Source organism: Paenibacillus sp. FW101-FHT12H11 (assembly GCF_058790355.1).
This window is the reverse complement of the sequence record NZ_JBYTCO010000013.1, coordinates 79,295-92,304: the sequence shown is the minus strand read 5'-3', so window position 1 is coordinate 92,304 and position 13,010 is coordinate 79,295. Positions and strand designations below refer to the sequence as shown.

Genomic DNA, 13,010 nt, shown 5'->3' with positions numbered 1-13,010 from the left:
TTCATTTTTCTGTTATCTGTTTAAATATTTCAGTGGATTTTGTTGGGCACCATCTTTATGAATCTCATAATGTAAGTGTACCCCTGTTGAATTCCCCGTACTTCCCATAACACCAATTTTTTCGCCTTTCTCTACGGTTTGTCCTACTTTAACTTGAATATCACTTAAATGAGCATATAACGTTTTATATCCGTTTTGGTGATCGATAATGATACATTTTCCATAGCCTGATTTTGTTCCAGCAAATACAATTTTACCGTTATCAGAGGCCAGAATAGAATGATTAGAAGAAACGGCGTCCGTTCCCGCATGGAGCTTGCCCCACCGCTTCCCGAATTCACTTGTTAGCGTCGGAGATACAATCGGCCATGCAAAAGTACCACTGCCTATACCTGGAATCACTTTAGTACCCTGGATGATAATTTTATCTGAGGCTTTCTCAATAAGGATCTCCTGAAAGGGAGTCTCTTCCACGAGCTGTCCATTAACCTTTATAATCCGATACGTAACTTGTTTTACCCCGTCTTTACCCTCTTGAACAACTTTAGATTGCCCCATTCTCATTGTAGAATCATTTTCATATTTAATGCCACGAGGAATTACCAAGTTGTCCGTTCTCCGTTCTACTGTCTTTACAGAAAGAAGTGGCTTTAATTCTTTTAAATCCAATACATCGCCCACATTGATAAAATCATTTTCAATCCAAGGGTTATTCTTATAAATAAGATCAAGAGAAACATTCAGTTTTTTGGAGATACACGAAACACAATCCCCTTCCTGAACGGTATACCGATCAGATTCTACACCTCCTGATTGCAGTTCAGATAATACCTTTTCCTTGTCCGAGATTTGATCCGGGGTAGTTAGTTTCTCTCTTACTGTCACATTTTGGACGAACTCTAAAGACTCCTCTTGCGGCTTTCCTGTCGCATCCCCACTTCCCTTAAACGAGAGAGAATTAACATCCTTGTCTGAGATCTCTGTCGATTTATATTTGCTTTTTATTCCATCAAGTATGTTTGTAGCTTCTTCAATGTCTCGTACAATGGCAATGCTATTCCCATCGATTAATAACTCGACCCCGAAGGCCATTGACACAGCTCTTTTTTCAAGTTCGTTAAGCAAAATACGATTATCAAGATTCCTATTCCACATTTTTTTCTGCCTATAACTTATTTCCCCTACGTCCACTTTCATGTTTGCATTTGGGTATTGTAAGGACAAGTTTTGCTCTTTATGTTCTAACCATTCTTCTACAATTTCAGGCTTGCTAATTGATCCAATCATTGTTTTATCTATATAAACCTCAAAGCGACTTACCATATTCCTTTGTATATAAATTATGCTAGCGGAGACAAGTATCATTATGAGCAGTGTTAGTATCAACGTGCGGCTACTTTTCACAACAACCTCCCATTATTTCAACATGTGTGTATTTTTATGAAATTATAAAATATATGACCAAGATAACCATAGAAATAAGTGTTCCTAACATTCCACCCAAAAGCCACGATTCTTTCCCTTTCAAAAAGAGAGAAATTAATACATGTAAGGAAAACGGTACGACGTATGCATAGACTCTTTGGATCGTAGAAAATCCAATTATCATATCTAAAGTAAAAATAACAAGCAGTAGTCCCAGAATAGTCATGGCACTGTTTCTTATTTTTCTCCCATCTAAGATCCCATGAAAATGAAAAAGCATTTATATTCCCCTTTCATTGTTTATTTAACTTTCTACTCCTTCGCATATCCTTGGCTCTATCTACGTATATTATCTTGTCCGTACCGCACGGGCACTATGGAGGTGTGATTTATGACTGTATCACCTTGGATGAATTTTACTCATTTTAACGTCGTGACTTGATCCTGAATGTTTTCGTTTTGAACATCAATTTCCTCATGCCGCTCTACACGATACCAATTAGAAATGATTACGCCGATTGCAACTGCAAAGGCCCCTTCTTGAAAAATCTTCATAATAACCCCACCAGCTTGCTGATCTGCCATTGGCGTTAGAAATGTGAAGATTTGATGAGACTCCTGAGTAGAACGATAAATGAGATCGTCCGCAAAAATGATGAGGGCACAAGCTGGATATAACAACAAACCATTCAAAACAACATAACCAATCTTTTTCAAATGATTTAAACGATCTAGGCCAGGTTCAGGGCAAGTGATAGCAAACCACATCAGCATTGCAGAAATGAAAAGAATACAGTGTGATAGGAACATAATGAAAGGTTGTTCGCCTGACATGATCTTATCGTATATAATCGGAAAGTGATAAAACGACAAAAATGCATTAAATAGTAAAACAGATACTAATGGATTGGTTATTAGCGGTAGAACTGATTTCCTTACTTTTTCGGGAAATATTACTCGAAATAACCACGTAGGAATTCCAATCCATAACAGGGGTGGAACAACAAAATATAGCAATGACTGTTGAAGCATGTGTGCGCTAAACATATTATGATGTGCGAGCATACTTATTGGACTACCAAGTGCTATTCCACCTATCATTACCCCTGCGAGAAAATAAAATCTTTGTCTTTTTGAGACTTTCATGCCTTCCTTAAAATTCACATAGTATTGCCCTGTTATGAGCAAGTAGATGGCTATGACCATAAATACTGGGATCCATACATCTAGTTCCCAACCATCCAATAATGATATCGTGCTGCTCATTTCCACTCGTCACACCTCATTATTTTAAAAAACTACGCATCATCGTTTTAACTGTAAGATACCCAGATACCTCTGTCAACCTGATAAATGAATATGTGCTAATATGTTCACTTTTAGTGAAAGAAAAACCCAACGAACTATCCTTCTTTACTTAAACAAAGAGAGAGGTTGCCGCGTGACGGGCTGCTCTCTGCTTATCAGGATAACGTTCTAAGCTAGAGTTCAATAGGCCTCTATTTTTGATTCTAAGAAGATTAATTCTATACTTAATCCATAGGGATTAACCACAGCTTCAAAATCAAAAATGACGGCTTTACGGATGTTAAAAACGTTATTTTAATAACAATTAAAGTGGGTTATATTAATTGTACGAATTCGATATTCTATCGGCATCTATCCGGATGATGTACGGTTATGAGGTGCAGTTTAAATTGGATTTCATCTTATATTTATTGTTAATTTTATTACTCACAAAGATTTTCGGACATATTGCAACATTGTTGGGGCAACCCTCTGTCCTTGGAAAACTCCTCATTGGTATTATCATCGGTCCAGCTTTTTTGGGCTGGATAGAAAGTAATGAATTCATTCATTACTTTGCGGAAATTGGAGTTATTTTACTTATGTTTATTGCAGGACTAGAGACAGATTTAGAACAATTAAAGCGAACTTGGAAATCGGCTTTCGCTGTCGCAGTTGGCGGAATTATATTGCCTTTTTTAGGCGGTTACGGCGCAGCCGAAGCCTTTGGACTGAATGATAATTATTCGCTCTTTATGGGAGTTGTTTTTAGTGCAACCTCAGTTAGCATTTCGGTACAGGTACTAAAGGACTTAAACAAGCTTAACTCACGTGAGGGTACAACGATCCTCGGCGCTGCCGTCGTTGATGATGTGTTAGTTGTCATCCTTCTTGCAGTCATGATGAGTTTTTTAGGTACTGGAACAGATATTTCGCTAGGAATGTTAATTAGCAAAAAGATCATTTTCTTTATCACTACGGTCATCGTTGGATGGTTTGTTGTTCCAAGATTCTTGAAATTACTTAAAAGGATAACGGTCACTGAACCAGTCATTACGATGGCTCTAGTGGTTTGCTTTGCATTCACCTACTTTGCTGACTTAATGGGGATGGCTGCAATTATAGGTGCTTTTGCTGCTGGTATTTCTATTTCCCAAACGTCATTTAAGCATACGGTCGAATCAAAAATTGAACCAATAGCTTACTCTTTATTTGTCCCTGTATTCTTCGTCAGCATTGGATTAAATGTGTCGTTCAAAGGTATTGGCAATCAAATTGGTTTTATTATTATATTAACGGTCGTAGCGGTTCTTACTAAACTAATTGGCGGGGCTTTAGGAGCAAGATTAACCGGAATGAATAACCGTTCTTCCCTCGCAGTTGGATCAGGAATGATCTCGCGTGGAGAAGTAGCTCTAATCATTGCTTCAGCAGGTTTACAAGCAAAACTAATTCCCAATGAATACTTTACTTCTGTTATCATTACGGTCATTTTAACGACTTTGTTTGCTCCGCCAATGCTTAAATTTTTTTTCAGCGATACAGCTGCAAAAAGAGGCTCCCAATGACTAGGAGCCTCTTTGTTTTTCGTAAATAAAAAACGTGGATTATCTCCACGTTTTAGATACAGCTATAAATTACGATAGATGTGAAAACTGCTCCAACCGTTATGGATGACCAGAAAGCCCTTTTAGAAAAGTATACAACATGAAGATTCTCTTGAAGGTCTAATATTTGTTTTAAACGATAGTTTATTGCAGTATTCGCAAAATCAGCTGCTACAACTGAATTTCTTGTTCTACGAGACTCTGAATGATTAATCATTTTCACAATGGCTGATGCAAGATATGTTTTATTCCTCATAAGCTCTATCGCATATCGATCTGCCAGAAGCTCAATCCATATAGAGTAATAAAAAGATAATCCCTTTAGTATTGGGAAATATCTCATTACTTGAGCTAAACGCCTCAAAACCCATTTCTTAAAGGGATGTCCGTTGAGACAATGATAAGCTTCATGAGCAAGAACAGCCTTTGTTTCGTTTTCTGATAATGATTCTATAAGTCTGGTTGAGATAACAATCTGTTGCTTCAAAATACCAGACGTTAGAGCAAAAGGTTCCTTATCAACAACAACCAAAATTGGAAAGCCAAAATCGCTATACTTATGGTTCAATTGCTTAGTTAGCGCTTTTTCTGTTTGATGCTTGATAAAATCATTCCATATGTAATGCTTATACATATCCTTTATTACAATGAACATCAGAGTGATAAAGGTATATAAGAAAACTACTGTTAACAAAGACTCCCCAACAGAGTGTCTAAAGCGAAAGTCGTGCCAAAAGTTTATCAAGATATGAGTTACATTAGGTATCCAACTAATATCCTTGAGTTGATGACACAGTGACCAAATCAACAAAACAAACAACGCTGATGTAATAATAGAATACAATGCAAATACAAGATTAGCTTGATTTATTTTCTTCATCACTATTCCTCATTTTTGCCTCTTGGAGCATTTGTTCTACTTTCTTCAATAAATGCGGGTCTACTTCTTCCATAACATCGATCATATGGGCAACAACGACTTCCCCAAAATCTTTAATAAGCCCCTCAGTGACATTTCTAGTTTGCTCCAAAATGAAATCTTCTCTGGTAGTAACAACCTTAAATTGAGCAAGCTTATTACGCCCTCGCCCTGAAGCCTGCTTTACCAAGATTCCTTTTTCGGATAATCTATTTAATACCGTCATGATTGTTGTTACAGAGTAGTCATGTTCTGACTTCAGACTTTCACGAAGCTGCTGCACATTTAACCAGTCTCCTGAATCCCACATTAACTCCATAATCAAAGTTTCCAGTGATCCCAGAAAACGATTAACTCCCTCTTCTTGCATGCGATATCCTATTTTTTTCATTTACCTTATTATTCCCCTTTAGTTGTGTTTCACGTGCTGAAGCATCTGCACAAAAATTTGCTCAATATGTTCATCATCCAAGGAATAATAAACGGTCTTTCCAACTTTACGGCGTTTAACAATTCTAAGATTTCGTAGATATCTGAGTTGATGTGATACCGCGGACTGGCCCATTCCTAAAATTTGCACAATATCGTGAACACATAACTCTTTATTCAATAGGGTATGAATGATTTTTAATCTGGTGGGATCCCCGAGTGCTTTAAACACTTCAGCTAACCCATTAACAGTTTGATCATTTATTAATTGATCTTTTAAGACATCAATATTTGAAGTTCCATTACAAGTGTCATCACATTGATCTTGTACGGTTTTAGGCAACATATCTTCCATAAATATTCTCACTTTCTGATGATAAAACTTACGATTTACACTCATTATAACAGAAAACTCTTAGTATTACCGCTCTATAACGGTCCTTCAAAATTAAATGTTACAGAGCTATGTTAGCCCCGAAACAATAGTCTTATGTATATTGAGAAATTGGAAATACTATTGACCAAGATCTCTCCATATTATTGCCATTTAAATTTTTTTCAAATATAATAACATATGAACACTTGATCATATGTTGTAGGAGGGGTTTAGATGCACAATCATAGTCACACACATGATGAACAGGGACATAACCATCCTGATCATGAACACAGCCATCATGACCACAATCATGGGCATGGACTTGGGCATAGTCATGCACCAAATAACAAAAAGGGATTAGCTATTGCTCTCATTATTACAAGTGGTATCATGTTCGTGGAGTTTTTCGGAGGCTTAATTACAAATAGTTTAGCTCTTCTTTCTGACTCAGGACATATGTTAAGCGATGCCGTATCCTTGGCATTAAGCTTAGTAGCAATGTGGTTCGCAAACCGACCAGCTTCTCCGCGAAAATCGTTCGGCTATTACAGGTTTGAAATTTTGGCCGCGCTGTTCAATGGATTAGCCTTATTCATCATAGCTGCTTTTATTATAAAAGAGGCCATAGCGCGGTTCTTTGATCCACCTACTGTTTCTAGTGGATCTATGATATTAATTGCCTTAGTTGGGCTCCTAGCCAATCTGTTGAGCGTTTGGGCATTGATGAGACAAAGTGATGTGAAGGACAACATCAATGTTCGGAGCGCTTATTTACATGTTATTGGAGATGCCCTAGGCTCAGTTGGAGCTATTATTGCAGGACTATTAATGCTTTTCTTCGACTGGTATATTGCCGATCCTATTATCAGTGTAATCGTCTCTGTTCTTATCCTCAAAAGCGCATGGGGAGTTATTCGCACAGCTATACACATACTTATGGAGGGCACACCTGTAACAATTGATATCGATCTAGTTAAAAAGACACTGGAGAGTATTGATGGAGTTATTAACGTTCACGATATGCATGTATGGACAATTACATCAGGTCTCGACTCTTTAAGTTGTCATATTTTAATCGATGATTCAAAAGACAGTCAGATTATTCTACAGGCAGCCATTCATGAAATAGAAAAGAAATTTATAATACAGCATACAACCTTTCAAATTGAAACATCTAATGTGCAACATGCTGAATGCAAAATATAAAATGATAGAAAAAGAGTCATTGTTTATTTATTAACAGCGACTCTTTTTCTTACGTATATTTTTAGGACTGTTTTAAATATATAGGCGGTTTTTTTAAGGACCCTTTCACGCTGTTTACTAGCTTTTCATATCTCTTTTCTCTCGAGTCCCATCGGTTGCTAAAAATTATAATTCCAATGGTCGGTAGAACGATCACTCTCGAGATCGTATAACTCATTATTAATGTACCGTTAGTGATTAACTCGACTATACTAAACAGCAGCGCTAGTCCTACGCCAAAACCAAGTAAGCCATACATTAAAACATACTTTCTTCTTCCAATCGTTCGCTTGGCATTCCAGGTATCCAGAAATTTCTTCTCTTTACTATTCACTCTCGCACCGTAACCCTTCTTTAGATAGAATCGTGTCCCTCTAAAATACTATATATCATAGTATTTTAGAGCGTGAAATTACAATAGAATACTGATTACCCTCTATTCCTCAATTTTACGTACATAAATCATACAAACCGTTATTATAACAAAAGCAATAAGTGCAAGGAAGGGTATTGTTATAAAACCAAGCCAGTTAATATAATCTACATTGCCTGGAACTCCCTGGGTACAAGGTTTAATTTCCATAAAACCATGCACTTTTTGAAGCATATAGTGATAATAAGAAATGCAGCCGCCAATGATCGACAAAGGCAACACGACTCTTTTCAACGAACTGTCGCCACTATAAGCTGCCACCCCGAGAATAATACTCAGCGGGTACATAAAAATCCTCTGATACCAACATAATTCACAAGGAATGTATTCGAGAATTTCACTAAAATAGAGACTACCTAATGTTGCTGTAATAGAGACAATCCACGCGATATATAACAAATAGTTCTGCAGATTAGGGTGTTTAATCATAACTTGTTAGCCTTTAATTGTTTGTCTAACATCGATTTCATCTTATTTATATCGAATGGAGCATCCAGGATCGCGCCGTTTATCATGATGGTAGGTGTTTGTTTAATTTGATATTTCGCAACAAGATCACTATCAACTTTAACTTGAGACAATGTCTGTTGATTTTGAAGATCCTCTTTCAATTTGACCAAGTCAATATCTGGTGAAGTCTTCTTAGCAATTTCAATCATCTTTTCATCTGTTATCCAAAGTCCATCATGATTCTCTTGCGGTTGTGCATCAAATAAAGCTTTGTGAAACGGCCAGAATGCATCTGGATTTTGGTTAAATACAGCCTCACCAGCAATAGCTCCTTTTTGGGATTCAGCCCCATGAAATAACACGTTTATATAAGCAAACTTCACCTTCCCTGTATCTATATACTCCTTCTTCAATTGTGGGTACACGCTTTCGCCCCAAGCTTTACAGGAAGGACATTTATAATCACCAAACTCAATAAGGGTTATTGGTGCACTGTCTTGTCCTACGGTTGGTTGATTAACAAGGGAAACTTGCTCTTGGAAAGTGAGGGGTTGTTGATTTTTCTCTGAATTCTTTTGAGTGATAACAAATAATATGACCAATAACACAATAACGACTAGAGTGATTAATACTAAAGGTTTTAAGCTATTCTTGGGTTGTACAGCATATTGTTTTTTAGGTTTTGACACTTATTCATCCTCCAATCGATTTGTAACTCATAAAAAGTAGTAGTCGTTAATTTCATTGTTTAACTTTTATTCCTGAAGTTTATTAATCCTGTTAAGGATATCCGTTTCCTTCATTTCTCCAACAAATATATCCCTAATCTTCCCGTCAGTCCCTATATAAAAGGTTGTGGGATAAGCCGTTACTTTATATTCTTTTCTTAAAATATCTTTATCTAATAAGATTGGAAAGGTAACTTGATGCTCTGTGATAAAACTTTGAACAGTTATCCTACTCTCGTTAAGATTCACGCCAAGAACGATAACATTTTTGTCCTTCCACAACGCATATTGTTTTTGTAAAGCAGGCATCTCTCTTACACATGGTGGACAAAACGTACCCCAAAAGTTTAAAACAACCGCCTTTCCTTTCAGATCAGATAACACATAGTCTCGTCCATCAAGCCCTTTTAATGTAAAATTCGGAGCCTTGGATCCTACTTTGACAGGAGACTCTTTTTTCATAATGTTTAAGACTAGAGTAACAGCTACTAGCAATAAAACCACAGATAAAACGACAACTTGTATAGTTTTCTTTGAATTTATCATTCAAACTCCTTTCACTGCCTCTACTCTGATCTATGAGAAAGTTTAAAAACCGGTAAAACCGCCATATAGTTGAATCAACCAGATGGTGATACTTGACATTTTATCTGTATAAAGAAGAATACCTGTTATAACCACCATCAATCCACCGATTTTCATCAGTATAGCTGAGTATTTTAAAATCCAACTCAATTTACCCAGAAAAAAAGCCATCATAAAAAAAGGAATAACAAATCCAAGGATAAAGGAAAGAATATAAAATACAGCATAGTCAGGCCTTGTGACACCTACTGTGAAAATAGCCGATAAAATGGGACCTATACAAGGAGTCCATCCAGCAGCAAATGAAATACCTACCAACAATGAACCGATATACCCTGTTCGTTGTCCTTTAAAATTAAAACGTTTCTCTCTCATAAGAAAATGAGGTTGAAATACCCCAAGAATAACAAACCCCATAACGACAACCAATAAACCGCCAAGCTGTTGAATTAAATTTCGATTATTAGAAAATAGGTCACCTACAAGGCTGGCGGATAATCCCAAAGAAAAAAAGATGATGAAGAAACCCATAACAAAGAAGAGTGTATGAATGATCGCCCTTTTCTGTAATAAACCTCTACCAATCGTTAAATCTCTCACTGATATTCCTGTAATGTAAGATAAATATGTAGGGTACAACGGGAGACAACAAGGTGATAGGAATGATAATAAGCCCGCACCAAACGCTAACCACAAGCTTAAGTCTAAAGAATTCAAATGGGTTCCCCTTTCTTGAAGTGAGAACTATCTTTTCGTGTTACTTTCAGCAGGATTTACGTTCACGGACCTTTCATTTATTGCGAGACATCTACATCACCTCTCGTTCATCAATCCTCTTATATTAACAAATTATCATATGTTCATTTAATATATCAATTTGTTCTCATAATGTTCATTTTCCCGTTAGTAAAGTTGTAAAACTTTGTTCAATTCGTATTCACAGATTATGTGAAAATAATCACATACAATGGAGTACACTAATTTCATAACGAAATAAAATTTACCAGAGGGTGATACAACTTGGTCCCATTTCGAAAACATGAAAAGCGATTAATGTACCTCATGTTCAGCGTTGCTTTTGTCATGTTGGTTTCATTTATTCGCAAACTTTTTTAACCTAGATTAACGAAAAGGAGATGATTTCACATGCCTACCTACGATTCCGTGTTTTATAGCCGTCTACTAACAGAGACTACATTGGCGTTTCATATCATTTTCGCTACAATCGGCGTTGGTGTTCCCGTCATGATCCTGTTGGCTGAACTCGCTGGCATTAAACGCAAAGACCCCTACTACACATTATTAGCACGAAGATGGGCCAGGGGTTTCGTTATCACCGTTGCTATTGGCGTGGTTACCGGTACAGCCATTGGCCTTCAACTCAGTTTATTGTGGCCTACCTTTATGCAAATTGCCGGACAGGCCATTGCGCTTCCATTATTCCTAGAAACCTTTGCGTTTTTCATTGAAGCTATATTCCTAGGTATTTACTTATATACATGGGAACGATTAAAACCAATGCATCATCTCCTTCTACTCGTGCCTGTTGTCATCGGCTCCTCCGCTTCAGCTTTTTTTATAACTACTGTCAATGCATTTATGAATACGCCTCAAGGATTCTCACTAAAAGACGGCTTAATTACGAATGTTCAACCGATATTAGCTATGTTTAACCCTTCTATGCCAACCAAAGTAGCGCATGTGCTCTCCTCTGCTTATATGACAAGCGCATTTATATTGGCAGCTATTGCAGCCTACTCTCTTCTTAAGAAAAAAGATGACATCTTATATGCTAAAAAGGCATTAAAATTGACTGTCACCGCCGGTCTTGTATTTGCTGTGACTACAGCACTTATTGGTGATTTATCCGCAAAGTTTCTAGCTCAAAATCAGCCAGAAAAACTTGCAGCAGCGGAGTGGCATTTCGAAACCACGGCCAACGCGCCGCTCATTCTGGGTGGTATTCTAACTGATGGTAATGAAATTAAATATGCTTTGAAAATTCCATACGCACTCAGCATTTTAGCTGGAGGTACTCCTAGTTCTGAAGTAAAAGGGCTTAATGAGATCCCCCCTGATCTTCGTCCTCCTCTATACGTTCATTACTTTTTCGATGCTATGGTAGGTATAGGTGTGTTCGTGATTGTTGTTGCTATTTTTCATTTGTGGTACGCAAGAAAAAGATCCGTTAAACCTTATCCTAAATGGCTATTAGCGATTATAGTAGCTTGCGGGCCCCTTTCCATGCTTGGTATTCAATGCGGATGGTTTTACGCTGAAGTTGGGCGTCAACCATGGATTTTACGTGGGTATCTAAAGGTTGCAGATGCGGCTACTACCTCTCAAAACGTGGATATGATGCTCGTGCTTTTTTGTTTCCTTTATATCGTACTAGCACTCACCGCGGTCAAAGTGTTATCTAAACTCTTTAGAAAAAGCGATGTCGCAGACGAATTAATGGCTCTTGGCATTTTCGGGGGGAGGACAAAGAAATGAGTCTTGAAGTAATAGGAATTACGGTTTTATGGATTTTTTTATACGGGTATTTAATCGTAGCATCCATTGACTTCGGTGCAGGTTTCTTCAGTTATTATTCTGTAATTACAATGAAACAGCATATCATCCATAAAATTATTGAGCGCTATCTTTCTCCTGTCTGGGAAGTAACGAATGTCTTTTTAGTCTTCTTCTACATTGGAATGGTTGGATTCTTCCCGGAAACAGCACGTTATTATGGTACCGCGCTTCTCGTTCCAGGCAGTATAGCCATCATATTGCTTGCCATTCGAGGAGCCTACTATGCCTTCAGCAACTACGGTTCGAAGGATAATAAATGGTATATGCTCATCTATGGAGCAACTGGCTTGCTCATCCCTGCAACCCTCTCTACGGTACTTACCATTTCAGAAGGTGGAATCATTAGTGAGCATAATGGATTGATCCTCCTTAACTGGCAAAGGCTGCTCGGCAGTCCCTATACCTGGTCCGTCATTTTACTGTCGTTGGTCAGTGTTCTTTACATTTCTTCCATGTTTCTTTCGTATTATGCATACAGAGCAGAAGACAAGCCCGCATTTAAAATCTTACGTGGGTACGCCCTCTTTTGGAGTGGGCCAACGATTCTTGCAAGTTTTCTTGTTTTTTTCACGATCAATCAACAAAACCCGGAGCATTTCAGCAACATGCTTTCCCATGGCTGGATGTTTGGGACATCGTTTCTATGCTTCTTGATTGCAGTCTTTCTCCTTTGGAAGCAAAGGAATTTGGGTACTTCATTCATATTTGTGCTGCTGCAATTTGCTTTTGCCTTTTTTGGTTATGGTAAAGCCCATTTACCGTATATTTTATTTCCCTACATTACCATCCATGAAAATTTCACAAATCAAACAATGGGGACTGCGCTTGTTATCGCCTTTATCGCTGGAATCGTAATTCTAGTCCCATCACTCTTTTTACTCATGCGCTTATTTCTATTCGATGCCGATTATGTACAAGGCAAATTAATAAAGAAAGGAAATTAAAC

Annotated in this window: 13 protein-coding genes; 4 read left to right on the top strand and 9 right to left on the bottom strand. The window is 37.5% G+C overall.

Annotated features, from left to right (window positions below; translation table 11 throughout):
- Positions 1 to 12: 12 nt before the first annotated feature.
- Both AC3WTJ_RS33480 and AC3WTJ_RS33475 read right to left on the bottom strand, forming a co-directional pair.
- Complete coding sequence (locus tag AC3WTJ_RS33480) at positions 13 to 1,404, bottom strand: LysM peptidoglycan-binding domain-containing M23 family metallopeptidase (RefSeq protein ID WP_492525591.1); 1,392 nt, start codon at positions 1,402 to 1,404, stop codon at positions 13 to 15.
- Positions 1,405 to 1,845: 441 nt separating this feature from the next.
- Complete coding sequence (locus tag AC3WTJ_RS33475; protein WP_492525875.1) at positions 1,846 to 2,691, bottom strand: cytochrome c oxidase assembly protein; 846 nt, start codon at positions 2,689 to 2,691, stop codon at positions 1,846 to 1,848.
- 431 nt (positions 2,692 to 3,122) lie between these two features.
- Here AC3WTJ_RS33475 and AC3WTJ_RS33470 point away from each other — a divergent pair, with 431 nt between their 5' ends.
- Positions 3,123 to 4,280 (top strand): cation:proton antiporter, encoded by a 1,158-nt coding sequence (locus AC3WTJ_RS33470; protein ID WP_492525873.1) that lies wholly within the window; start codon positions 3,123 to 3,125, stop codon positions 4,278 to 4,280.
- Positions 4,281 to 4,332: 52 nt separating this feature from the next.
- On the opposite strand, the gene AC3WTJ_RS33465 is transcribed toward AC3WTJ_RS33470, so the two are convergent.
- Genes AC3WTJ_RS33465 through AC3WTJ_RS33455 form a run of 3 tightly spaced genes read right to left on the bottom strand, consistent with a single transcriptional unit; the run spans position 4,333 to position 6,013 of the window.
- A complete protein-coding gene (locus AC3WTJ_RS33465) occupies positions 4,333 to 5,199 on the bottom strand; it encodes a M56 family metallopeptidase (protein WP_492525589.1) in 867 nt (288 codons plus the stop codon).
- The gene (locus AC3WTJ_RS33460; protein WP_492525587.1) at positions 5,177 to 5,629 is read right to left on the bottom strand and encodes a BlaI/MecI/CopY family transcriptional regulator; all 453 of its coding nucleotides are present in this window, start codon (positions 5,627 to 5,629) and stop codon (positions 5,177 to 5,179) included. Before AC3WTJ_RS33460 ends, AC3WTJ_RS33465 begins: the two co-directional genes overlap by 23 nt.
- Positions 5,630 to 5,647: 18 nt before the next feature.
- Positions 5,648 to 6,013: an ArsR/SmtB family transcription factor gene (locus AC3WTJ_RS33455; RefSeq protein ID WP_157317614.1), complete on the bottom strand. Its 366-nt coding sequence runs from the start codon at positions 6,011 to 6,013 to the stop codon at positions 5,648 to 5,650.
- A gap of 264 nt (positions 6,014 to 6,277) precedes the next feature.
- Here AC3WTJ_RS33455 and AC3WTJ_RS33450 point away from each other — a divergent pair, with 264 nt between their 5' ends.
- Positions 6,278 to 7,252, top strand: coding sequence for a cation diffusion facilitator family transporter (locus AC3WTJ_RS33450; protein ID WP_492525585.1), 975 nt, complete (start codon positions 6,278 to 6,280; stop codon positions 7,250 to 7,252).
- A gap of 475 nt (positions 7,253 to 7,727) precedes the next feature.
- Here AC3WTJ_RS33450 and AC3WTJ_RS33445 read toward each other — a convergent pair whose 3' ends face one another.
- From AC3WTJ_RS33445 to AC3WTJ_RS33430, 4 genes are all read right to left on the bottom strand, one after another.
- The gene (locus tag AC3WTJ_RS33445) at positions 7,728 to 8,153 is read right to left on the bottom strand and encodes a disulfide oxidoreductase (RefSeq protein WP_492525583.1); all 426 of its coding nucleotides are present in this window, start codon (positions 8,151 to 8,153) and stop codon (positions 7,728 to 7,730) included.
- Positions 8,150 to 8,863: a DsbA family protein gene (locus AC3WTJ_RS33440; protein WP_492525581.1), complete on the bottom strand. Its 714-nt coding sequence runs from the start codon at positions 8,861 to 8,863 to the stop codon at positions 8,150 to 8,152. Before AC3WTJ_RS33440 ends, AC3WTJ_RS33445 begins: the two co-directional genes overlap by 4 nt.
- A gap of 66 nt (positions 8,864 to 8,929) precedes the next feature.
- Positions 8,930 to 9,448, bottom strand: coding sequence for a redoxin domain-containing protein (locus AC3WTJ_RS33435; protein ID WP_492525579.1), 519 nt, complete (start codon positions 9,446 to 9,448; stop codon positions 8,930 to 8,932).
- Positions 9,449 to 9,490: 42 nt separating this feature from the next.
- Positions 9,491 to 10,204, bottom strand: a complete 714-nt coding sequence (locus AC3WTJ_RS33430) for a cytochrome c biogenesis CcdA family protein (protein ID WP_492525577.1) — start codon at positions 10,202 to 10,204, stop codon at positions 9,491 to 9,493.
- Between the two features lie 429 nt (positions 10,205 to 10,633).
- Here AC3WTJ_RS33430 and AC3WTJ_RS33425 point away from each other — a divergent pair, with 429 nt between their 5' ends.
- Positions 10,634 to 11,983 carry a cytochrome ubiquinol oxidase subunit I gene (locus tag AC3WTJ_RS33425; protein WP_492525575.1) on the top strand — a complete coding sequence of 450 codons (1,350 nt, stop codon included), beginning with the start codon at positions 10,634 to 10,636 and terminating at the stop codon, positions 11,981 to 11,983.
- The gene (locus AC3WTJ_RS33420) at positions 11,980 to 13,008 is read left to right on the top strand and encodes a cytochrome d ubiquinol oxidase subunit II (RefSeq protein WP_492525573.1); all 1,029 of its coding nucleotides are present in this window, start codon (positions 11,980 to 11,982) and stop codon (positions 13,006 to 13,008) included. The genes AC3WTJ_RS33425 and AC3WTJ_RS33420 overlap by 4 nt, the downstream gene beginning before the upstream one ends.
- Positions 13,009 to 13,010: the final 2 nt, after the last annotated feature.